General features: G+C 70.3%; 20 protein-coding genes. 5 read left to right on the forward strand and 15 right to left on the reverse strand.

The features are described from left to right. Positions 1-37 precede the first annotated feature (37 nt). Both ACIPY8_RS01195 and ACIPY8_RS01200 read right to left on the reverse strand, forming a co-directional pair. On the reverse strand, positions 38-499 hold the full coding sequence (locus ACIPY8_RS01195; RefSeq protein ID WP_400814061.1) for a hypothetical protein: 462 nt from the start codon (positions 497-499) through the stop codon (positions 38-40). Continuing rightward, complete coding sequence (locus tag ACIPY8_RS01200; protein ID WP_400814063.1) at positions 496-1,122, reverse strand: RNA polymerase sigma factor; 627 nt, start codon at positions 1,120-1,122, stop codon at positions 496-498. Before ACIPY8_RS01200 ends, ACIPY8_RS01195 begins: the two co-directional genes overlap by 4 nt. 101 nt (positions 1,123-1,223) lie before the next feature. Between ACIPY8_RS01200 and ACIPY8_RS01205 the strand changes: the two genes are divergently transcribed. Then, the gene (locus tag ACIPY8_RS01205; RefSeq protein ID WP_400814065.1) at positions 1,224-1,442 is read left to right on the forward strand and encodes an SCO4848 family membrane protein; all 219 of its coding nucleotides are present in this window, start codon (positions 1,224-1,226) and stop codon (positions 1,440-1,442) included. Positions 1,443-1,454: 12 nt separating this feature from the next. Here the strand turns inward: ACIPY8_RS01205 and ACIPY8_RS01210 are convergent, their stop codons facing one another. From ACIPY8_RS01210 to ACIPY8_RS01260, 11 genes are all read right to left on the reverse strand, one after another. Then, the gene (locus ACIPY8_RS01210; RefSeq protein ID WP_400814067.1) at positions 1,455-2,579 is read right to left on the reverse strand and encodes an aromatic acid exporter family protein; all 1,125 of its coding nucleotides are present in this window, start codon (positions 2,577-2,579) and stop codon (positions 1,455-1,457) included. A gap of 159 nt (positions 2,580-2,738) precedes the next feature. After that, positions 2,739-6,725 carry a LamG-like jellyroll fold domain-containing protein gene (locus tag ACIPY8_RS01215; protein WP_400814070.1) on the reverse strand — a complete coding sequence of 1,329 codons (3,987 nt, stop codon included), beginning with the start codon at positions 6,723-6,725 and terminating at the stop codon, positions 2,739-2,741. 204 nt (positions 6,726-6,929) lie between these two features. Beyond that, complete coding sequence (locus ACIPY8_RS01220; protein WP_400814072.1) at positions 6,930-7,616, reverse strand: hypothetical protein; 687 nt, start codon at positions 7,614-7,616, stop codon at positions 6,930-6,932. Then, positions 7,616-8,527 (reverse strand): ABC transporter ATP-binding protein, encoded by a 912-nt coding sequence (locus ACIPY8_RS01225; RefSeq protein WP_400814074.1) that lies wholly within the window; start codon positions 8,525-8,527, stop codon positions 7,616-7,618. The genes ACIPY8_RS01220 and ACIPY8_RS01225 overlap by 1 nt, the downstream gene beginning before the upstream one ends. Then, the gene (locus ACIPY8_RS01230; protein WP_400814076.1) at positions 8,524-8,934 is read right to left on the reverse strand and encodes a GntR family transcriptional regulator; all 411 of its coding nucleotides are present in this window, start codon (positions 8,932-8,934) and stop codon (positions 8,524-8,526) included. Before ACIPY8_RS01230 ends, ACIPY8_RS01225 begins: the two co-directional genes overlap by 4 nt. 198 nt (positions 8,935-9,132) lie before the next feature. After that, entirely contained in the window at positions 9,133-9,843 is a 711-nt protein-coding gene (locus tag ACIPY8_RS01235) for a FadR/GntR family transcriptional regulator (protein ID WP_400814078.1), read from the reverse strand. A 48-nt stretch (positions 9,844-9,891) separates the two neighbouring features. Further along, on the reverse strand, positions 9,892-11,361 hold the full coding sequence (locus ACIPY8_RS01240; protein ID WP_400814081.1) for an APC family permease: 1,470 nt from the start codon (positions 11,359-11,361) through the stop codon (positions 9,892-9,894). A gap of 82 nt (positions 11,362-11,443) precedes the next feature. Further along, a complete protein-coding gene (locus ACIPY8_RS01245) occupies positions 11,444-12,223 on the reverse strand; it encodes a carbon-nitrogen hydrolase family protein (protein ID WP_400814083.1) in 780 nt (259 codons plus the stop codon). Between the two features lie 106 nt (positions 12,224-12,329). After that, complete coding sequence (locus tag ACIPY8_RS01250; protein ID WP_400814085.1) at positions 12,330-13,130, reverse strand: ABC transporter permease subunit; 801 nt, start codon at positions 13,128-13,130, stop codon at positions 12,330-12,332. Beyond that, complete coding sequence (locus ACIPY8_RS01255) at positions 13,127-14,227, reverse strand: ABC transporter ATP-binding protein (RefSeq protein WP_400814088.1); 1,101 nt, start codon at positions 14,225-14,227, stop codon at positions 13,127-13,129. Before ACIPY8_RS01255 ends, ACIPY8_RS01250 begins: the two co-directional genes overlap by 4 nt. Next, positions 14,224-14,880 carry a TetR family transcriptional regulator gene (locus ACIPY8_RS01260; protein WP_400814090.1) on the reverse strand — a complete coding sequence of 219 codons (657 nt, stop codon included), beginning with the start codon at positions 14,878-14,880 and terminating at the stop codon, positions 14,224-14,226. Before ACIPY8_RS01260 ends, ACIPY8_RS01255 begins: the two co-directional genes overlap by 4 nt. A 40-nt stretch (positions 14,881-14,920) precedes the next feature. Here ACIPY8_RS01260 and ACIPY8_RS01265 point away from each other — a divergent pair, with 40 nt between their 5' ends. The 4 genes from ACIPY8_RS01265 (at position 14,921) to ACIPY8_RS01280 (ending at position 19,660) form a co-directional block, all read left to right on the forward strand. After that, positions 14,921-16,048: a class I SAM-dependent methyltransferase gene (locus ACIPY8_RS01265; RefSeq protein WP_400814092.1), complete on the forward strand. Its 1,128-nt coding sequence runs from the start codon at positions 14,921-14,923 to the stop codon at positions 16,046-16,048. A gap of 343 nt (positions 16,049-16,391) precedes the next feature. Beyond that, on the forward strand, positions 16,392-17,693 hold the full coding sequence (locus ACIPY8_RS01270) for a glycine betaine/L-proline ABC transporter ATP-binding protein (protein ID WP_400814094.1): 1,302 nt from the start codon (positions 16,392-16,394) through the stop codon (positions 17,691-17,693). Further along, on the forward strand, positions 17,690-18,688 hold the full coding sequence (locus tag ACIPY8_RS01275; protein WP_400817610.1) for an ABC transporter permease: 999 nt from the start codon (positions 17,690-17,692) through the stop codon (positions 18,686-18,688). Before ACIPY8_RS01270 ends, ACIPY8_RS01275 begins: the two co-directional genes overlap by 4 nt. 54 nt (positions 18,689-18,742) lie before the next feature. Next, a complete protein-coding gene (locus ACIPY8_RS01280) occupies positions 18,743-19,660 on the forward strand; it encodes a glycine betaine ABC transporter substrate-binding protein (RefSeq protein ID WP_400814096.1) in 918 nt (305 codons plus the stop codon). A gap of 102 nt (positions 19,661-19,762) precedes the next feature. Here the strand turns inward: ACIPY8_RS01280 and ACIPY8_RS01285 are convergent, their stop codons facing one another. Together ACIPY8_RS01285 and ACIPY8_RS01290 are read right to left on the reverse strand one after the other, a co-directional pair. Next, positions 19,763-21,046: a sensor histidine kinase gene (locus tag ACIPY8_RS01285; RefSeq protein WP_400814098.1), complete on the reverse strand. Its 1,284-nt coding sequence runs from the start codon at positions 21,044-21,046 to the stop codon at positions 19,763-19,765. A gap of 5 nt (positions 21,047-21,051) precedes the next feature. Continuing rightward, positions 21,052-21,717 carry a response regulator transcription factor gene (locus ACIPY8_RS01290; protein ID WP_400817612.1) on the reverse strand — a complete coding sequence of 222 codons (666 nt, stop codon included), beginning with the start codon at positions 21,715-21,717 and terminating at the stop codon, positions 21,052-21,054. Between the last annotated feature and the right edge of the window lie 122 nt (positions 21,718-21,839).

A 21,839-nucleotide genomic window follows, 5' to 3' on the forward strand; every position in this document is an offset into this window, starting at 1 on the left:
GTCCCCGCGGTGTGGGTGCGGGTCTCCCCGCGGTGGGTCACAGCTCGAACTGCGGTGTCGACAGGGTGCGCTTCTCATCGCCGATCGTCGTGGTCAGGCGCACGCGGGTGAAGCCGTCCGGCACGTCGTCGAACACGAATCGGCCGGTGTCGCTCGGGACGGTCTCGCGGGTGCGCTCCCCCTGGACGAGCTCGATCACGGCGGCGGCCGTGTCGACCCAGCCGTCGATGCGATGGCGGGCCTGCGCCGTGCGGGTGACGTGCAGCAGGATGCTCGTGGAGCCGTCGCTGAACTGCAGGGTGAGCGCATCGGCGTCGCCGCGCACCGCACCGAGCGGATGATCGACCAGCGTCAGCAGGGCGTACTCCTCCGACAGCCCCTCGGCGGCGACGGCGGCGATCATCCGGTCGATCAGCGTCGCGGGCATGGGGTCGACGTCGCGCCACAGCGAGCGCAACTGCGCGAAGAGCTCGGCATCCTGTCGGTCGTGGGCGCTCATGACGCCCCCTCGGCGCGCGTCGCAGGGCCCTCGAGCAGCGCGCGCAGCTTGGCGAGGCAGCGCTGACGGGTCGGACCGATGCTGCCCACGGGCATCGCGAGATCGGCGGCGAGGCGTGCGTAGTCGGGGCGGTCCTCGAAGGCGATCACCCGCAGCAGCCGCTGGCAGCGTTCCGCGAGATGCCGGACGGCCGACCACAGGCGGCGGTTCTCGTCGCCGGTCGCGGCGCGGTCCTCCGCCGACTCCTGCTCGGGGAGGAGCACATCCAGGGCATCCGTCTCGGTCGCCTCGACCCGCCCTCCGGCCTTGCCGATACGCCAGGCCTCCCGCCGTGCGGTGGTGGTGAGCCATGCCGACACGGCTCGGGGCTCTGCGATCGACCGGTGCCCGCGCACCAACTGCATCCACGTCGTCTGGATCACGTCCTCGGTGAGCGTGCGCTCGAGCCCGTACGCGCGGACCACGTGCCAGAGCACAGGCGTCATCAGCCGCACGAGGTCGTCCATCGCGCGGCTGTCGCCGTCCCGCCAGGCCTCGAACAGATCGGCCGCTCGTCGCCAGCGGGCCGCGCCGTCGTCCGGAGCAGGGTCGAGGGCAGCGCCGTCGGGTGCGCCGTCGATCATGAGTCTTATTGTGAGCACACCTCTCAGGAGCGCGGCAAGAGCTTTCTGATACATGGACGCGGTCGATCTCGAGGGACGTCTCCGACCGTTAGCGTGGAGGGGTGATCGTCCTCGCCGTCGTGCTCTTCCTCAACGCCGCCTTCAACGTGCTCGTGTGGCCGCGGTTCTACGCGCGCGTCGCGAAGGACCCGAGGGCGAGGGATGCCGCGGGCAGGGCCACCGTGTTCCTGAAGGTGCACGTCGTGCTGATCGCGATCGCGCTGGTGCTCGCACTCGTGTCGGTGCTCGTCGGCATCGCCGCCCTCACCGGCGCGCTCTGAGCGGGGTCGATCTCAGTCGGCCTCCTCGTCACCATGGTACGAGGAGCCCGCGCCGCACAGGATGAGGATGCGGCGCAGGTGCATCGCCGTGAGCACTCCCGGCCCCATCGCCCGGCGCACGTCGATGGTGCGGTCGTCGACCGTCTCGAGCAGCAGCCGGATGGCGCGCGCGGCCTCCGCGCGCTGACGGTGCGCCTCGGCCGATGAGCCGTCGCGCTGCGCGATGACCTCCGCGACGGCGTGGCATGCCGCGGACAACGGCTCGGGCAGAGCGTGGTCGAGTTGCAGAGCGCCAGGACGCTGCCAGATCGTGTCGGCGATCGCGTCGGCGATGTCGCGGATGAGGTGCGAGATGCGATCGAGCGCTTCGAGCTCCTCGTGGATGTGCTGGGTCTCGCCGCGGCGACCACGGGCCCGCGGGTTGGCCCGGCGGCTGTCGTCCGCCTCCGAGAGGGCGAGTCGCAGGCTGCCGGTCGTATCGGCGAGTGAGGCGGTGTCGGTCGCCCACTGCTCGTTCTCGGGGGGCCATGACTGCGAGACAGCCGACCCGATGTCGTGCAGATGCCCCGCCAACTGCTCCCGGAAGGCATCGACGCGTGCGGCGGCGGCGAGGGTCAGCGGGGCCGGGGCGATCACGAGGTTGACCGCGAGTCCGATGATCACACCGACCGCGGTCTGGGTCAGGTAGCCGAGCGAGTACTCGTCGGCGTTCTGCCCGCCGATGATCAGCACGAACAGGGCCGCCATCGGCACGTACTCGCGTCCCGCGCCGAACCAGCCCGTTCCCGACACGAGCACGCCGATGCCGACGATGACGACGATCGTCCACCAGGTCGGCCCGACCGTCAGCACGACGATGGTCGCGAGTCCGATGCCGACGCTCAGCCCGAGGAGCGTCTGCAACCCGGACCGCACCGAGCCCATGAGCGTGGGGTACATGCTCACGAGCGCGCCGAGCGGGGCGTAGTAGGGGTACTCGTCGGTGACGCCCGGCATGTGCGGCGCGATCAGCCACGCCAGGCCGACCGCGAGTGCGGTCTTCGCGACGAGCAGCAGGCGCGCGGGACGCACCGCGTCGTGCAGGGCGCGCACTACGGCGGGCGTCCGGGAGCGCACGCGAGTGCGGATCTCGGTCACGGCATCCTCTCCTGTCCACCTCCCCGCGGACGACGCTAGTGCCGCGTCAGCGCGCTCCGCACCGGGGTTGCCTCGTGCTCCTTCGCGGGCTAGACGAAAGCCGGTGCGGCGCGCCCGAGTGGACGCGCCGCACCGGCATCCGCTGTTCCGCCCGATCTCTCAGGGACGGGTGATGGTGAGGTCGTCCCAGGTGAAGACGGTCGACGGGAGGGTCGATGCCGAGGACACGGTGTTCATGAGTCCGACGGTGCCGGCCGCCTGCAGGGCGGGGGTGGTGTCTGTGGCGGTGACCTGCCAGGTGGTGGGTTCGGGGTCGGTGGCCCTCCAGACCTTCGCGGCGAGCGTGGTCGGGCTGGTGCCGGTGACCGAGAGGGCCACGTTCAGGACGGTGCCAGGGGTGTATGTCACTCCGGGCATGAGGTACGAGCCGAGGGCGACCTCGTCGCGCAGGAGGTAGAGGCGCACCGCGCCTCCGGTCTCGAAGCGGACGCGGGCGGCGTAGTTCGATGCGTTGACCTGGCGGCCGATGACGGTCGCGGTGGCCGCGCCGCCGGTGGAGACCTGGTCGGCCGCGACCGACACCCGGATCACCGCGTCGGTGCCCGACAGCCCCAGACGCGCCGTCCTCGTATTGGACTTGGACAGCGACACCACGCCCTTGCCGTCGGCGACGGAGTAGGCCGCCGAGCCGCCCTGGAGCGTCCACGCCCCGCCGAGGTCGGCCGAACCCCACCCGCCGGCCGGGACGGCTCGGGTGAACGCGTCGGTGGCGAGCTCGTTCGCGGGCACCGGCGCTGCCACCGTGACCTGCGTGGTGACGGAAGCCGTCGCGCCGACGGCGTCCGTGACGGTGAGCGTGACCGGGTAGGTGCCGGCGGCGGCGTAGGTGTGTGTCGCGGTCGGGCCGGTGGCGGTGCCGCCGTCGCCGAACGTCCACGCGTACGCGGCGATCGCGCCGTCGGGGTCGGCCGAGGCCGAGCCGTCGACCGTGACCGCGAGCGCCGTCGCCGTCGGCGTGAACGCCGCGACCGGAGCGATGTTCACCGTGCCCGAGACGCCGAGCCGGTGGTGCTCGTCGATCTGCGCCGCGGTGAGCGGCGAGCCGTATACGGCGACCTCGTCGATCGTTCCTGTGAACGTCGTCGCGCCGCCCCACGTGCTGTCGTTCCCGACGTGCCAGTGACCGGTGTAGTCGTGCGCGGACGTCGTGGTGTTCGACCCCACCAGGGCGCCGTCCACGTAGAGCGCCATGCCTCCGCCCGAGAGCTGCGCGACCACATGGTGCCATCGACCGTCGTTGTAGGAGACCGGAGTGTCGATCGCGACTGCGCGTTTGTCCCAGACTCCGAAGTGGAGACGACCGTCGGGTGTCATGTAGACATGGCGGTCGAAGACGCCGCTCGAAGCGGCGGCGCTGTCGCCGAAGCCCACGATCTTGCCGCCGGCGGTCGTGGTGGTCTGGAACCACGCCTCCACGGTGAAGATCTGTGGAGCCGTGTACTGCTTCTTGCTGACGACCCCCGCGCCCGTCGAAGCGGTCGCAGGAGCCCAGCGCACGGCCTTGTTGGGAGACCCGGTGATCGCTCCCGGCTCGCCCTTCACCAGGGCACCGGTCTCGTCGAGGTATTTGCCGTCGGAGTCGTTCATGCCGCGGTCCGCGGCCTTGGGGCCGGTTCCGGTGTCGGTCAGGCGCCAGTACAGGGTCGGGTCCAGGTGGAACACGGCGCTGCCGTACGCATCGGCGGGCGGCGCCGCGGGGAGGGTCGATGCCCGGCCGCTGGCGACCCGGTGCGCGTCGATCTCCGTGCGGGTGAGCGCGCGGTCGTAGGTCGCGACGTTCGAGATGGATCCGCTCAGGAACGCACTCGTCCCGGCGTGCGGCCAACCGCCGACGGTGTCGCCGCCGACTCGCCAGAATCCGGTGTACGGCAGTGTCGTCGTCGTGTCGGTGCGTTCACCGACCTTCACGCCGTCGATCCAGAGGACCTGACCCGCCGAGCTCAATGACGCCACCACGTGATGCCACTGATCGTCGTTGTACCCGGTGCCGCTCGTGACGGTGCGCACCGCGTTCGGCCACACGCCGAACGACACACGTCCCGCTCCGTCGATGTAGACATGACGGTCGGACGAGACGGAGTTGCCGGACGACGACGAGCCGAAGCCGATGATCTTGCCCCCGGCGGTACTGGCCGTCGTGAACCAGGCTTCGACGGTGAACGCCTGCGGACCCATCGTGGAGCTCGTGGTTCCGGCGGACGACGACGCGGTGCCGGAGAACGAGGTGCCGCCGCCACGCGTGGCCCCGGTCACGACGAGGTCGCTGCCTGTCGCCCAGTTGTATCCCGCGGTCCCGCTCTTCTCCTGCAGCGGCCAGTAGTTCACCGCGCCGCTCGCGAGAACGGCTGCGTCGTAGGCGGTGGATCCGTCCTTCACGGCGGTCGTCACGCTCTTCCAGTCGGTCTGCGTGCTGTTGCCGTGTGCATCGGTCGCCGTGACGCGGTAGTTGTACGTCGTGCCGGGCACCGCCGTGGTGTCGCGGTAGGACATCGCCGGACGCGTCCAGAAGTTCGAGAGCTGGGTGGTCTCGTGGATCGGGGCGGTCGTGCCCAGATCCTGACGGAACACCCGGTACGTAAGGGTCTGGTTGTCGCGGTCGTGGTTCGCGCTCCACGACACGCGGTTCACGCCGGTGCGGAAGGACACGGCGTCGACGGGCCATGCCCCACCCTGTACCTGCGGGCCCTGCTTGTTGGGCGCGACGGTCTTCTTCGCGAAGCGGACGATGCCCTGCTGGCTCGCACCGTTCACCTTGAGGAACTCGCCGCCGACGAGCAGGTAGTCACCGGAGGCCGAGACCTGCCACGGACCCTGGTACTGGCCGGTGTAGTTGCCGGGGACGTACTCGGGGTACCACTGCAGCAGCGATCCGGCCGGGTTGCCCGCGAAGTTGCGGTAGCCCTGCGTGTCCTTCGTGATGGGCTGACCGCTCGGAGCTTTGGAGAACGCGAGCGAGTGCTTGTAGCTGGTCGGCTTCGTCTCGGGGAAGCCGGCGACGTTGCCGCAGTAGTGCGGGTGTCCTACGACGTAGATGGTGTCGCCGACGGGGGCGACGTCGTAGCTGTCGCCGTGGCAGTCCTCCATCCAGATCAGGCTGCCGTCCGCCCAGCTCGCACGGAAGGCGCCTTCGAAGCCGTCCTCGGAGGTGCCGCCGGTGGTGGTTCCGGTCCCGTAGACGCCGTCGGCGTCGGCCGCCAGCGAGGACATGGCGGCGGCGGTGCCGCCGTTGCGGAGCACGCTGTTCATGGCCCAGGGCATCAGGGTGCCGGTGTTCGCGTCGAGGGCGGTGATGCCCCGGCCGGGGTTGGTGGAGCCGTTGACCGAGGTGAAGGACCCGGCGATGACGACCTTGGAACGGTCGGGCGAGACCACGACGCCCTTCGCGCCGTACCCGCCGTCCACGGTCGCGGAGAACGCGCTGACCGTTCCGTCCACGGCGGAGACGGACGCGACCTTGGTGCGCTGCACGCCGTTGACCGTGGTGAACTCTCCCGCGAGGTACACGGACGACTCGGTGATCGCGAGCGCGTCGACGCGTCCGTTGGTCGCGGGCGCCCACGTGGTCGCGAGCGCCCCGGTCGCGGTGTCGAACGCCGCGACGCGGTAGCGCCAGGCGCCGGCCGTCTGCGAGAAGGCGCCGGCGACGTAGATCCGCGAGCCGTCGGCCGACTTCTTGATGTCGAGGACCGTGCCGTTGGCGCCCGGATTCCACGACGAGATCAGGGCGCCGGTGGTGAGGTCGTACGCGAGCAGGTTCGCGCGTGGCGTCTCGTTCGTCCCCGCGGGCGATCCTGCCGGGCGGGCCTTCGCGAAGCTGCCGCCCACGTACACCGTGTTGCCGACGACCTCCTGCGCGTAGACCACGCCGTCGATCTGGACGGTCGGCAGCGCGTCCGCCGTCACGGTCTCCGGCACCCCCGATGCCGGAGCCGTGTCGGCGACGGCGACCGTCGGAACCGCGAGCGGCCCGATGGTCAGCGCCAGCGCCAGCACGGTGGCGACGGCCGCCGACAGCGTCGTCGCACGTGTGCGGCGAGCGTCGCCGTGTCCGGCCGTCGCACGACGGCCACCCCCGATGATGTGCATGGTCTTCTCCCCAGAAATGCGCACACCGCACGCCCCCGCGTGCAGTCGATGGAGCGGAGCCCGCCCCGAGGGACGGGCTCCGCGTTCTTCCCTGATCGTAGGGAGGGGGCGTTCACACCTGGATGCAGCAGATGTGAACCATCCGGACACGGATCGTCGGCCGCCCCCGGAGGGACGGCCGACGGCGTGGATGTCAGAGCGGGATCAGGGGATGGCCCGGCGGAAAGCGAGGAACGAGACCGCCGTGAGCACGGCCACGACCACGAGGCCCCAGAGCGCGATGCCCAGAGCGCCGAGGTCGCCGATGCCGCGACCCACCTGGCCCCAGAGCTCGAGACGGGTGACGAGGAACACGAGTCCCACGAGCACGAGGGCCAGCCCGACTCCCACGATCGTGAGCACCAGCGGTCCCCAGCTCTTGTAGATCGTCGCGCCGGTGAAGCCGACCACGAAGAAGAACAGCGCGAGCGTGAAGTACACGACGAACGCCCCGAGCGGACCGGCCTCCCACAGCCACGGCAGGTAGAACACCCATCCGTTCACGCCGTAGCCGTTCGTCAGGGTCTCGATCGCGCCTCCGAGGAGGAACAGCAGGCCCATGAAAGTGCTGCCGAGCACCGCGGTGAGCATCGTGCCGAGGAAGAAGTCCCGGCGCGTGATGCTCATCGCCTGCGAGAACGGGAACGTGAGCGTCATCGCCGACATCCCGATCGCGAAGAAGTACCAGAGCGGGGCCTGACCGCCGCCGCCGTACTTCGGGGTGTCCACCGGGATCATGGCGTAGATGATGACCGAGATCGCGGTCGCGGCGCCCAGGATGATCAGCGGCACCCAGATGAAGGTCTGCCGGTTGATCAGCTGCAGGCGGATGACGTTGAGCGTGCGTCGCATCAGCGGACTCCTTCCTTCGCGGCGTCGTCCTTCGTGGCGGACTCCGCCTTCTGCGTGAGCCGGACGACGAGTTGCTGCAGCGAGACCGGCGCGAGGTCGAGACCGGATGCCGTGATCTCGGCGCGCTCGTCGGCGCTCAACCGGCCGAGCACCGTGACGGAGGCCACACGCCCGAGCGATTCGCGGTGCAGGACCTCGCGGCCGGAGGCCCAGGCATCCACCTTCGCGGCGTCGCCCACGACCGTGACGGCGCGGTCGCGCACGGCATCCGTGTCCTCGTCGAGGAGGATCTGCCCGTTGTCGATCACGATGACCTTCTCGATGAGGTTCGAGACCTCGTCGATGAGGTGCGACGAGAGGATGATCGTGCGCGGGTGCTCGGCGTAGTCCTCGAGCAGTCGGTCGTAGAAGATCTGGCGCGCGACGGCATCCAGTCCCAGATAGGGCTCGTCGAAGAACGTGAGGTCGGCGCGCGAGGCGAGGCCGATGATGACCCCGACGGCCGAGAGCTGACCACGCGAGAGCTTCTTGATGGTCTGCTTCATGGGGAGCTGGAACTGCTCGATCAGCTCGTCCGCGAGCTTCTGATCCCAGTTCGCGAAGAACAGGCTCGCGGCCTTGAAGGCGTGCGTGGGGTACGCGTCGTCCGGGTACTTCTGGCTCTCGCGGACGAAGCAGATGCGGTTGAGCACGTGCGCGTTCTCGTAGGGGTGCTCGCCGAACACCTTCACGGTGCCGGACGACTCGAAGTTCTGCGCGGTGAGGATCGACATGAGGGTCGTCTTACCGGCGCCGTTGCGTCCGAGGAGGCCGTAGATCGCGCCTCCTTCGAGGCTGAGCGACACGTTGTCGAGTGCGCGCTTGTCCTTGTAGCGCTTCGTGAGGTTCTGCACCTCGATGACGGCGGTCATGCGGGGTTCTTCCCTTCGGTCGGTGCTGCATCGGTCTGTCCTGCGTCGGTCTGGGCGGCCCGCTCGGTGAGCAGATCCGCGAGGTCGGTGGCGCTGAGTCCGAGCGTGCGGGCCTCGGCGAGGAGCGGGTCGATGTAGCGGTCGGCGAACGCCGAACGGCGCTCCCCGAGCACGATGTCCCGTGCGCCGGCGGCGACGAACATGCCGATGCCGCGGCGCTTGTACAGCACTCCCTTGTCGGTGAGCATGGCGACTCCCTTCGCGGCGGTCGCGGGATTGATCCGGTAGAAACCGGCGAGCTCGTTCGTCGAAGGGGCCTGGGTCTCTTCCGCGAGCGATCCGTCGATGATCGAGTCCTCGATCTGCTCGGCGATCTGGAGGAAGAGCGGCTTGCCTTCTTCGATCACGAGTCCTCCGTGTGGTTGGTGGGTTAGTTACTCGACTAGGTAACCACCGAACCTTGACCGTGTCAAGACCCGCGGGGCGGCAGCCGTCGCGGGCACAGCTTCGGAGCGGATGCCGCGACGCGCCGCGCCGGTGAGGAGGAGTGCGGCGTGTCGGCTCCCGGCTCCGAAGCCGTGCCCCGGAGCGAGACGAAACGCGCGTCAGCCGCGCGGGCGACCGACGTACATCGAGCCGTGCAGCTCCGCGACGTGATCGAAGGCGAGGCGGCTCGCTGCACCGGCATCCCCGGCGCGCAGCGCCGCCACCAGGCGGGCGTGCTCCTCGTTCGACGCCCGCAGATAGTCGATGCGGTACGGGATGAAGTACGCGTACAGCTCGTGCGAGACGCGGTGGTGAAGCTCTGCGGCCCCGTCGACACCGGCGATCGTCGCGAGCTCCTCGTGGAACGCGGCGTCGGCGGTCCGGAACCCCGTCCAGTCCGGCACCGTGCGCATCTCGGCGACCAGGGCGTCGAGCCGCGCGAGCCCCGCGGGGTCAGGAGCGGCGCTCGCGATCGCCGCGAGGCCCGCCTCGAGCGCGGCGCGCTGATCGATCAGGGCGTGCACGTGCGCGGCATCCGCCCGGTACGCGTCGATCTCCCCGACGGTGCCGAGTGTCGGGGCGTCCGCGATGAAGGTGCCGCCCGCGTGGCCCTTGCGCCGCACGACCACGCCCTCCTCGCTCAATGCGCGGTAGGCGCGACGCACGGTCATCTCGCTCACCTCGAACGCCCTGGCCGTGTCGTCGGTGCCGGGCAGACGCTGGCCGGGCGCGAGCATCCCGAGCTCGACGGCCAGGGAGATCCGGGCCCGCACGGTGTCGACGGCCGTCGTGCGGCGGATCGCGCCGAGCGCCGGGGAGGCCAGGTCCATCGTGCGTTCTCGTCTCGGGATCGGCACCGGCGACCGGCGAGAGCCCGTCTAGTTCGTCGTGCGCTCCTCCGCGCGACCCGGTGCGGCGGACTCCTCGACGGGGTCGGCGTCGAGGCGGAACCGCCTGCCCCACACGATACCGACCACCATCGCGGCGACGGGGATCAGCGCGAGGACGGTGCTCACCGCGACGCTGCCTCCCGTGACGAGCGTGAAGTTCGACAGCACGAGCCAGAGCGCGAACACCAGGCCGATCACTGCGAGCACCGGGAACACGCGCGCCTTCATCGAGCGTCCGTCGGCGAGCTCGGGGCGTCGCGCGAAGAACACGAGCACCGCGATCGAGGTCGTGAGCATGAGCAGCACCATGCCGACCGTGGCGACGCCGGCCATCGAGCCGAAGACGCCGACGAGCGGGTCGAGTCCCAGCAGCGCGAGCACCGCCAGCACGATGGCCGCCGTGATCGTCTGCACGACCGACGAGAAGGCCGGGGAGTGGTGGGAGGGATGCCGGTGACCGAGGCGCGCGGGCAGCACCGACTTGTGCGCGAGCGTGAACTGGTACCGCGCGATGACATTGTGGAACGACAGCACGCACGCGAACAGGCTCGTGATCAGGAGCACCTGCACGACGTCGCGCACGATCGGCCCGAGGTACTGCGTCGTGGTGTCGAGCAGCAGGTTGCCCTCGCCTGCGAGGGTCTGCTGCGCCACGGTCACGGCGTTCGCCGCCCCGACGCCCGTGACGAGCGCCCAGCACGAGATCGCGTAGAAGACGCCGATGATGATGACGGCGAGGTACGTCGCCCGCGGGATGGTGCGCTCGGGGGTGCGGGCCTCGTCGCGGAACACCGCGGTGGCCTCGAAGCCGATGAACCCGGTCAGGGCGAACAGCACGGCGACGCCGATCCCGCTCGTGAACACGTTCGCGGGGTCGAAGGTCTCGAGCGCGATGCCGTCTGCCCCGCCTGTCGCGAAGATCACGACGTCGAGCACGACCACGACGAGGATCTCGAGGGCCAGCGCGATGCCCAGGACCTTGGCGCTCAGGTCGATGTGGCGGTATCCGAGCACCGCGACGATCGCCATCGTCGCGAACGAGTACAGCCACCACGGCAGGCTCGGCCCGCCGAAGAAGGTCACGAGGTCGTCGACCGCCCATCCCATGTACCCGTACACGCCGACCTGGATCGCCGTGTACGCGACGAGCGCCGTGAACGCGGTGCCGAGCCCGAGCCGGGAGCCGAGGCCGGCGGTGACGTACGAGAAGAACGCTCCGGCCTCCTTCACGAACGGGGTCATGGTCACGAAGCCCACCGAGAACACGAGAAGGATCACGGCCGCGAGCGCGAAGCCGATCGGCGCACCGGGGCCGTTGCCCGAGCCGATCGCGATGGGCACGTTGCCGCCGATCACGGTGAGGGGAGCGGCGGCGGCGATCACCATGAAGACGATCGCGCCGGTGCCGAGCCGGCCGTCGAGGCGCTGGCGCGGCTCGGTGAGAGGGGAGACGGTCATGAGGGTCACTTTCGACTGAGCATCCGCGGAGAGGATGCGGGAGGAGGGGTCGGGACAGCGAGAGTGGTGCGGGTGGAACCGGTCAGTAGAGGTCGGTGCGACGGTCGTGGAGGTACGGGTTCTCCCGACGAGCACGGCGGGTGGTCTCCGGATCGATCGTGGCGATCACGAGGCCGATGTCGTGCGCGCCGAGGGAGGCGAGCGTGGTGCCCTCGGGCGAGGCGATGCTGCTGCGACCGACGTAGGAGAGATCGCCTTCGGCGCCGACGCGGTTGACGTACACCACATGGACCTGGCTCTCCCAGGCGCGGACGGGGATGAGCCGCTCGGCGATATGGGCGTAGGGCTCCATCTGCGCGGTCGGCACGATCACGGCATCCGCTCCGGCGAGGGCCGCGGCGCGCACGGTCTCGGGGAACTCGACGTCGTAGCAGATGAGCACCGAGAGGCGGACGCCGTGCAGGTCGACGATGCCGGGAAGGGTGTCTCCCGGCACGAAGAGGCTGCGGTCGAGGGCGCCGAACAGGTGCGTCTTGCGGTACCGGAGCAGCTCCTGGCCTTCGCGGTCGACGAGGACGAGGGCGTTCGCGATCCCTCCACCGGGCACCGGCTCAGGCAGCCCCGCGACGATCGCGATGCCGGTCTCGACGGCGATCGCGGCGACCCGTTCGGCGAGGTCGGGCGTGGCGAGGGAAGCGAGCCGCGCGCCGATGTTGTACCCGGTGACGAACATCTCGGGCGTCACCAGCAGGTGCGCGCCCTGGCTCGCGGCATCCCTGGCGGCCGCGGCGACGATCGCCAGGTTGGCGTCGACGTCCCCGGGGACGCCGTCGTGCTGCAGGCCGGCGATGGTCAGGGTCATCGGGAACTCCTCGTGGTGCGACGATGCACCCATCAAACAGATCATTGTGATCTATTAAATGTCCATTGTGTTCCGATCGTGTGACGTCCGCAAGAGGCGGAATGCGTCAGCCGCGCAGGTCGCGGGCGCGCAGCGCGAGCGCGGACGCCACGACGAACACGACGGCGAGGCCCCACGTGAGCGCCAGTCCCCCGGCATCCACTCCCTCGCCGAGCGGCGACTGCCGGTACACCCACGCGTACGGCGACAGCGCGTTCATCCACTCGAGGTCGCTCGACTGCTTCGCGAGCGCCTGCAGGATGTACCCGAGCACGGCGATGCCGGCGCCGACGCCCGTGGCCCACAGGCGCCGACCCGTCGCAGCCCCTGCGAGGAGAGCTGCGGATGCCGTGAGGAATGCGAGACCGGTGAGCGCGGCGCTCGCGCCGACGATGCGCCAGCCGTCGAGTCCGAGGTCGGCGGGTCCGTTCAGCGCGGCCACGACCACGCCGGAGAACGCCCCCAGCCACGCCAGCCGCACGAGCACGCCCAGCGCGGACTCGAGCGCATACTGTCCGCGGCCGATGCCGTGTGCGAGGTCGAGCTCGGCCCGGCCGCTCTCCTCCGCGCCGGCGAGTGCCGCGGAGCCCCACACGACCGCGGCGATCGTCAGCAGGAGGAAGCCCATGAGCCCGTAGAACGTGCTCTGCGTGTACCCGGCGCCGCTGGAGATCTGGTCGTAGCCGATCGTCTCGACGAGTTGCTTCGGGAGCGCGGAGATCAGGTCCTGCAGCTGGGCGCTGCCGCCGAGGCTCGGGTACAGGGGCAGGTACAGGAACAGCACGGCGGCGAGGCCGAGCGTCCAGCCGAGGAGGCTGCGCCAGGAGTCGCGCAGACTGCGTCGGAACACGGGCAGGATGCCGGTCATCGCCCCTCCTCCCGTCGCTCGCCGCGCTCTCGACGGCTGCGCCGAGACGGTGGCGCCGCCGCATCCGTTGCGTCGTCCTCGTCGAGACCCACGTCGCGCGTCGAGGCCCACCCTCCCCGACGTCGCTCCGGGTGGGTTTCGACGGGGGTGTGGGGCGTCGCGGAAGAAGGGTGTGAGCCGGATGCGCCGTAGAGGCGGAGCACGGACTCCTCGAGGTCGGGCTCCTCGACCGTGAGGTCCTGCACCTCCCGCGCCGCGAGCGCCTTCACGAACGGATCGATCGCGCCCTCGACCGTGCCGGACACGTGCAGGATGCCGTCGGCCTCGCGTACCTCGAGACCGGTGACCCCCGGCACGGCCTCGAATCCGGCGCGCACCGCCGCGGCATCCGTGTCCCTGATCGCGGCGCGGATCCGGCGGACGGAGCCGAGCCTCAGCGAGGCCACGTCGCCGTCGGCCACGACCCGCCCGTCGGCGAGCACCGCGACCTCGTCGGCGGTCTGCTGGATCTCGCTGAGCACGTGCGAGCTGAGCAGCACGGTCTGACCGGCGTCCCGCGCCTCGCGGACCATCTGCAGGAACTCGCGCTGCACGAGCGGGTCGAGGCCGCTGGTCGGCTCGTCGAGGATCAGGAGCTCCGGCCGGTGCATGAACGCCTGGATCAGCCCGACCTTCTGCTTGTTTCCCTTCGACAGGGTGCGGACGGGCCGGGCGAGGTCGACGCCCAGCCGATCGGCGAGCTCCCGTGCGGTGCTCAGGGTCGCCGCCGCGTCGCGTGCCCCGGACACCTGCGCGTAGAACGCCAGCATCCGGTGCCCGCTCGACCGTCCGTCGAGGCGGAGTTCGCCGGGCACGTAGCCGAGCCGCCGTCGCAGGGCCGCCCCGCCGTGGCGAGGGTCTTCGCCGAGAACGCGGACGCTGCCCGACGACGGGCGGATGACGTCGACCAGGGTGCGCAGCGTGGTGGTCTTGCCGGCGCCGTTCGGGCCGATCAGGCCGAACACCGTGCCGGGGCGCACGTGCAGGTCGAGCTCGTGCAGCGCGATGCGGCGGCCGTAGCGCTTGTGCAGCCGCTGGATCTCGATCGCGTCGGTCATGATGCGTCTCCTTCCGTCGCGGCCTCGTCGTCGACGAGGGCCTGCCGCGTGCCGTCGAGCAGCGCGGTCGTCGCGTAGACCCCGTGGGTCAGCAGCTCCATGGTCGGGAGCGTCAGCCGACGCAGACCCGCCGCGCTCAGCTGGTCGGAGCCGAGCACCCGGGCCAGCTGCGCCCGCATCACGAGCGGCCCGAGCCCGATCAGGGTGACGAGCAGCGTCGTCATCTCGGGATCGCTCATCGGCTCGAGCATCCCGGCGTCGCGCTGTCCGTCGAGCACGGCGCGGGTTCCCTCGAGGATGCTGTCGAACAGGCGGTCCGCAGCGGGGGAGCCGTCGACCAGCATGCGTGCGAGGTAGTCGATGTACGGGCCGTAGCGGTCGATGTCGTGCATGGCGGCGCGGATGCGGTCCTGCGTCGGGGCGTCGATCACGCCGTGGTCCTCGTCGATGAAGACGCTCACGACGTAGGTGTCGCACTCGTCGCGCAGAGCGTTCTTGTCGCCGAAGTGGTGCACGATGAGCGCGGCGCTCACCCCGGCCTCGCGGGCGATCCCTCGCAGACTGGCGGCGTCGAAGCCGTCCCGGGAGAACGCCACGATCGCCGCGTCGCGGATCCGTGCGCGAGCGGTGAGATCATCCGAAGCTGAACGCATGTACAGCATGCTAAACACGCGTTCAGTCCGTGTCAAGGGAATGCGCTCCTACGCTGGAGACGTGGACTTCCCCTACGCCCGACTGCGCCGCCGCCCCGACGTCGAGGCCGACAACCTGCAGGCGCATGACGCGACCGACGCGCTTCTCGTCGCCCGAGCTCTCACGCTCGACGTCCGAGGAGAAGACATCGCGGTGATCGGCGACGAGTACGGCGCGATCACGCTGCCTCTCACGGCTTCCGGGCGGAAGGGCGTCCGCGTGCACCAGGACCTCGCGACCGGTCGCCGCGCACTCGCCCTCAACGCCGCGGACCTCGATCTGGACGGGTTCGTGCCCCACGAGCTCGATGCCGACCTCCTCGCGGGCGTGCGCCTGGTGCTGCTCCAGCTGCCCAAGTCGCTCGCCGAGCTCGAGGAGGTCGCCGACGCCGTCGCGCGATGGGCCGCGCCTGACGTCGTGCTCGTGGCGGGCGGCCGGGTGAAGCACATGACGCTCGCGCAGAACGAGGTGCTGGCGCGGAGCTTCGGCAGCGTTCAGGCCGAGCGCGCGGAGAGGAAGTCCCGGCTCGTCGTCGCGTCCGCACCGCGGGAGGTCCCGGCCGACCCGCCGTTCCCCGTCTCCCAGCGCCACGGCGATCTCACCCTCGTCGCGCACGGCGGTGCCTTCGCCGGCGCGAGGCTCGACATCGGCACGCGTGTGCTGCTCGACGTGCTCGACGACAGCGCCCCCGCCGCGGGAACCGTGGTGGACCTCGGTTGCGGCACCGGTGCGCTCGCCGTCTCCTATGCGGCGGCGCATCCCGAGGCGCGCGTGATCGCGACCGATCGCTCCGCCGCGGCCGTCGCCTCGGCCCGCGCGACCGTCGCCGCGAACGGCGTCGCCGCCCGGGTGAGTGTGACGCACGACGACGCGGGCTCCGAGCTGCCCGACACGAGCGCCGATCTCGTGCTCCTCAACCCGCCCTTCCACCTCGGCACGAGCGTGCACGCGGGGGCGGCGACACGTCTGTTCGAGGCTGCCGCCCGACTCCTCCGTCCCGGCGGCGAGCTGTTCACGGTGTTCAACTCGTCCCTCGCCTACCGAGCCGAGCTCACCCGACTCGTCGGCACCACGGAGCAGCTTCGACGCACGCCGAAGTTCACCGTCACCCGAAGCGTCCGTCGCTGACGAAACGCCCGACCGGCCTCGTCGACAGCGATGTCCGAAACCCGCGCAATCCCCCGGTCAGGCACGGAAAGTCATAACCCTTCACAAATGCGGATTTGCCCCTGACCGGCCATTTCGTTACGTTGGAAGTCGGGCCTGACGGTCCGAAGACCAGTCCGCGGCCACGTCCTTCTTTCGATCTGCTGTGCTGCGAAGAGGCGTGGGCGTACGGTCGATGCTCTCTACGGTGGATCCGAAATCCCCCGTCAGCGCCGCCACAGCGAAGCACTCGAAACGGCCCCGTGAGCATCACCCGGGCGTAACCGAAGCAGGCTCAGCCGCCGAGGCGAGCCGCAGGGGAAACGTGTCCGACACAGCACTCGAAGCGCGCAATCTCTACAAGGTGTTCGGGAAGAACCCGAACCAGGCGGTCCGCCGCCTCAAGGCCGGGGAGAGCCGCACCGACGTCGCGGAGAACGGAACGGCCGCCGTCATCGACGCCAGCTTCACCGTGAACCGCGGCGAGATCTTCGTCATCATGGGGCTCTCGGGCTCCGGCAAGTCCACCATCATCCGCATGCTCAACGGCCTGCACGAGGCGACCGACGGCTCCGTCCTCGTGGGCGGAGACCCGATCACCGGCATCCCGGGCTCGCGTCTGCGCGAGATCCGTCGCGACCGCATCTCCATGGTGTTCCAGCACTTCGCGCTGCTGCCGCATCGCTCGGTCGCCGCGAACGTCGCCTACCCGCTCGAGCTCAAGGGCGTCGGGAAGGCCGAGCGCCTCGCGAAGGCCGAGGAGATCCTCGCCCTCGTCGGGCTCGAGGGTCAGGCCGACAAGCTGCCCTCCGAGCTGTCGGGTGGCATGCAGCAGCGCGTCGGCATCGCCCGTGCGCTCGCCGCCGACTCCGACATCCTGCTCATGGACGAGGCGTTCAGCGCGCTCGACCCGCTCATCCGCCGCGAGATGCAGGAGCAGCTGCTCGAACTGCAGGAGAAGCTGCAGAAGACGATCGTCTTCATCACGCACGATCTCAACGAGGCCATGTTCCTCGGCGACCGCATCGCCGTGATGCGCGACGGCCGCATCGTGCAGATCGGCACGCCGGAGGACATCCTCACCGACCCCGCCAACGACTACGTCGAGCAGTTCGTGCAGGACGTCGACCGCGCTCGCGTGCTCACGGCGGCGAACGTCATGGAGCGGCCGCGTCCGGTCGTGGCCGACACCGCCGGACCCCGCACCGCACTGCGCCAGATGCGCGACGCATTCATGTCGGCCACGTACGTGACCGGCCGCGATCGCAAGCTGCTCGGAATCGTGACCGACCGCGACGCGGTCAAGCTCGTGCGCAAGGGCGTGTCGACGCTCGAGTCGATCCTCAAGCCCGTGCCGCAGAGCGTCAGCGAGGACGAGGTTCTCATGAACCTGTTCATCCCCTCGGTCGAGTCGCCGCTGCCCCTCGCCGTGGTCGACGGTCAGGGACGTCTCGTCGGCGTCATCCCGCGCATCACACTGCTCGCCGCCCTCGGCCCGGGACCCGGTGCCACGGGTGAGCTCACGCTGCCGCTGATCCCGATGCCGCAGGCCGAGATCGACGCGGTGCTGGACGACGGGTGGACCGCCGACCCGGCGGCCGCCCCGACCACGGAGGAGGTGCGCTGATGGACTTCCGCATCCCCCTCGGATCCTGGGTCGCGGCCGGCGTCGACTGGATCAAGACCAACCTCGACGGACTGCTCGACGTGATCTCCTTCGTCGTGAGCTTCCTCGTCGACGGGCTGACGCGTGCGCTGCTCAGCCCGCACTTCGTCGTCATCATCGCGATCGCGGCGCTTCTCGCCTGGCTGGTCCGCTCCTGGCAGCTCGCGATCGGCACGATCGTGTCGTTCACGCTGATCGTGGCGATGAACCTCTGGGTGCCGGCGATGCAGACCCTCGCGCTCGTGCTCGTCGCGGCCGTCATCGCGGTGGTCGTCGCGGTGCCGCTCGGCATCTGGTCGGCTCGCAACGCCACGGTGCGCGCGGTCCTGAAGCCGGTGCTCGACTTCATGCAGACGATGCCCGCGTTCGTCTACCTCATCCCGGCGATCGTGTTCTTCAGCATCGGCGTGGTCCCCGGACTCGTCGCGACCGTGATCTTCGCGCTGCCCCCGGGCGTGCGACTCACCGAGCTCGGCATCCGCGGCGTCGACTCCGAGACCGTCGAGGCCGGTCAGGCCTTCGGCGCGAAGCCCGGGCAGATCCTGCGCGGCATCCAGCTGCCTCTCGCGATGCCGACCATCCTCGCCGGCGTCAACCAGGTCATCATGCTCGCCCTCTCGATGGCGGTCATCGCCGGCATGGCCGGCGCCGACGGCCTCGGGAAGATGGTCGTCGAGGCGATCTCGACGATCAACATCGCCAAGGGCGTCGAGGCCGGACTCGGCGTCGTGCTCATCGCGGTCTTCCTCGACCGTGTGACGGCCGCTCTCGGCTCGCCGGGCGAGAACCGCGGGTCGCTGCTCGGCATCCTGTCGCGCCGTCGCGATCGTCGTCGGCTCGACGAGACGGCCGCCGCGATGGCCCGCGAGAACGCGGCCTCCGACACGACGAACGCCACGGACGAGGCCGAGCGCATCAAGGCCTCGCCGCGCCGCTCGCCCGGCGGCGTCGGCTGACCCTGACCCATCCCTTCCCGCACACAGCACATACGTAACGAGAGTGAGACACACATGAAGAAGAAGTTCCTGACCATCACCGCCCTCGGCGCCGCCGCGACCCTGGCCCTGGCCGGCTGCAGCGGCGACGGCATGGGCGGCACCGGCGGCGGCTCCGGCAGCGGCAGCGAGGGAGGCGGGGACAAGGGCACCATCACGCTCGGCTTCCTCCCCTCGTGGACCGACGGCCTGAGCACCGCCTACCTGCTGCAGGACCAGCTCGAGAAGATCGGCTACACGGTCGAGATGAAGACGCTGACCGAGGCGGGCCCGCTGTACACCGGCCTCGCGCAGGGCGACGTCGACATCTACCCCTCGGCATGGCCCGAGCTCACGCACAAGTCGTACATGGACGAGTACGGCGACGACATCGAGGACCTCGGCGCGTACTACGACAACGCCAAGCTCACGATCGCCGTCCCGGAGTACTCCGAGCTGACCTCGATCGAGGACCTCGCGGGCAAGGGTGCGGAGTTCGGCGGCAAGATCATCGGCATCGAGCCGGGTGCAGGCCTCACCGCGCAGACGCAGAAGATGATGCCCGAGTACGGCCTCGACGGCGAGTACGAGCTCGTCACCTCGTCGACCGCCGCGATGCTCACCGAGCTCAAGTCGGCGACCGACGCCGCGAAGGACATCGTCGTGACGCTGTGGCGTCCGTTCTGGGCCAACGACGCCTTCCCGCTGAAGGACCTCGAAGACCCCAAGGGCGCCATGGGCGAGGCCGAGGCCCTGCACTTCCTCGGCACCAAGGGCTTCGCGGAGGAGTTCCCCGAGGCCGCAGAGCTGATCGAGAAGATCAAGCTCGACGACGAGCAGTACGGTGCGCTCGAGGACCTGGTCGTCAACGAGTTCGGCGAGGGCAAGGAAGCCGAGGCCGTCGACGCCTGGCTCGAGGAGCACGGCTCGGACTTCGACTGGGTGGTCAGCTGACCGCATCCGCCGCCGCCCGCGTCGCCTGACGCATCGGGCGGAGTTCTCCCCGATGGGCGGAGGATCCTCACCGGATCCTCCGCCCATCGCCGTGTCCGCCGCCTATCCCGCGCGGCGCACCGGGAGAGAGAAGGAGGCGATCAGCCCGCCGCCCTCGCGCGAGGTGAGCCGCAGGGCGCCGCCGTGCATCTCGGCGATGCTGTCGACGATCGCGAGGCCGAGACCGGTGCCCGCGGGGCCGGATGCCGTGCGCGTCGCGTCTCCGCGGTAGAACGGCTCGGTGAGCAGCGCCACGGTGGCGGCATCCAGCGCGCTGCCGGTGTTCTCGACCTCCACGACCGCGGTGTCGCCGTCTCGCGACGACCGCACGCGCACCTCGCCGCCCGCGGTGTTGTGCAGCACGGCGTTCTCGAGCAGGTTCCGGAGGGCGCGCGGCAGCAGCAGCGGATCGCCGTCGACGACGACCGACGTGAGCTCGGTGTGCAGCGCGAGGTCTCCGTGGTCGAGTTCGGCGAGCTCCCCCTCGATCAGCTCGGCGACGTCGAGAGCTTCCGGGTGCTCGAGCGCAGCGCCCGACCGGGCGAGGGCGAGCAGCGCCGTGATGAGCTTCTCGCTCTGCTCGGCGGCACGCAGCGCGCGACGGATGCCGGGCTCGAGCTCGGGCGGCACCGCACCCTGCGCGAGCGGGATCTCGAGGGCGGTGCGCGTGGTCGTGAGCGGGGTCCTCAGCTCGTGCGAGGCGTTCGCGACGAAGCGATCCTGCGCGGCGAAGGCCGACTGCAGCCGATCGAGCATCCCGTCGATCGTGTCTCCCAGTTCCTTGACCTCGTCGTCCGGACCCGGCAGGTCGAGCCGACGCGCGAGGTCGCGTTCCGAGATGTCGCGGGCGGCCGCGGTGACTTCGCGGATGCGGGACAGCGAGCGCTGCGCGAGCCAGAACGCGATCGCGGCCGCGACGCCCGCGAAGGCCACGAGCACCACGATCGACCAGGTGAGGAGTCCACCGCGGATCTCGTCCGAGAGGAACGACGACTGCTGCAGGACGGCGCCGCCGACCGCCTCGACCGACACGACGTCCAGCGCCTGGATCGGCTGCGTGGGGGTGGTCTCCTCCGCGAAGTAGGCGCATCCGGTGAGCGTCGCTGTGCCCGACCCGATGAAACCCGTCGCGGCATCCGGGTCGACGCTCGACCAGTCCTCCACGGGGGCGGGAGCCGACTGCCCGGCATCCGACAGCGGGTAGGCGGGCACGCAGCTCGCGGCGGTCATCGAGATCGCCGACGTGAACAGCTGCTGCACGATCAGGTACTGCACCGCGAGCAGACCGGCGCCGGCCGCGATGAACACCCCCGTGATGATCAGCACCAGTCTGGTGCGGAAGCTCATGCGTCTCATAGCTCTCCCACTCGATATCCGTGCCCGGCGGCGGAGTGGATCACCGCGGGTGACCCCAGCTTCCGCCGTAGCGTGTGCACGACGATCTTCACGACCCCGCGAGTGCGCTCCTGCGGCTCGTCCCAGACCTCATCGAGCAGGTCGTCGGCGCTCACGTAGCCGCCCTGCGCGGCGAGCAGGGTCTCGAGCACCCCGAACTCCTTCAGGGTGAGCCGCAGCGGTGCGCCGTCGCGCTCCGCGACCCGGCGCACGACGTCGACGCGCACACCGGAGTGCTCGAGCACGGCCCGCGATCGATCCGCCCCCGTTCGTCGGCCGAGCGCGCGGATCCGGGCGAGCAGCTCCACGTAGGCGAAGGGCTTCGCGAGGTAGTCGTCGGCGCCGAGGTCGAGACCGGCGACACGATCGTCGAGCGTGCCGGCGGCCGTGAGCATGAGGATCCGCGCGGGGTATCCCTGCGACACGAGCGTGCGGCACACGGCGTCACCGCTCAGGATCGGCAGGTCGCGATCGAGCAGGATCACGTCGACGTCGGATGCTGCGGCTGCCGCCAGCGCGCTCGCGCCGTCGCGCGCGACGTCGACGAGATAGCCCTCCCGGCGCAGGCCCTCGGCCAGCGCGTCGGCCAGGTCGACCTCGTCTTCCACCAGCAGCAGCCGCATCGCATCCTCCGGCACCCAGGATGCGGCGTCGGCGGTTAGGCGCGGGTTAGGCGGGGTCATACCGACAGCAAACCATCGGCTCCATAGAACTGACTGCGGGTCGCGGAACCGCCGCGACGCGG

It is taken from the genome of Microbacterium sp. NPDC089696 (genome assembly GCF_044749125.1).
In the GTDB taxonomy this organism is placed as follows: domain Bacteria; phylum Actinomycetota; class Actinomycetes; order Actinomycetales; family Microbacteriaceae; genus Microbacterium.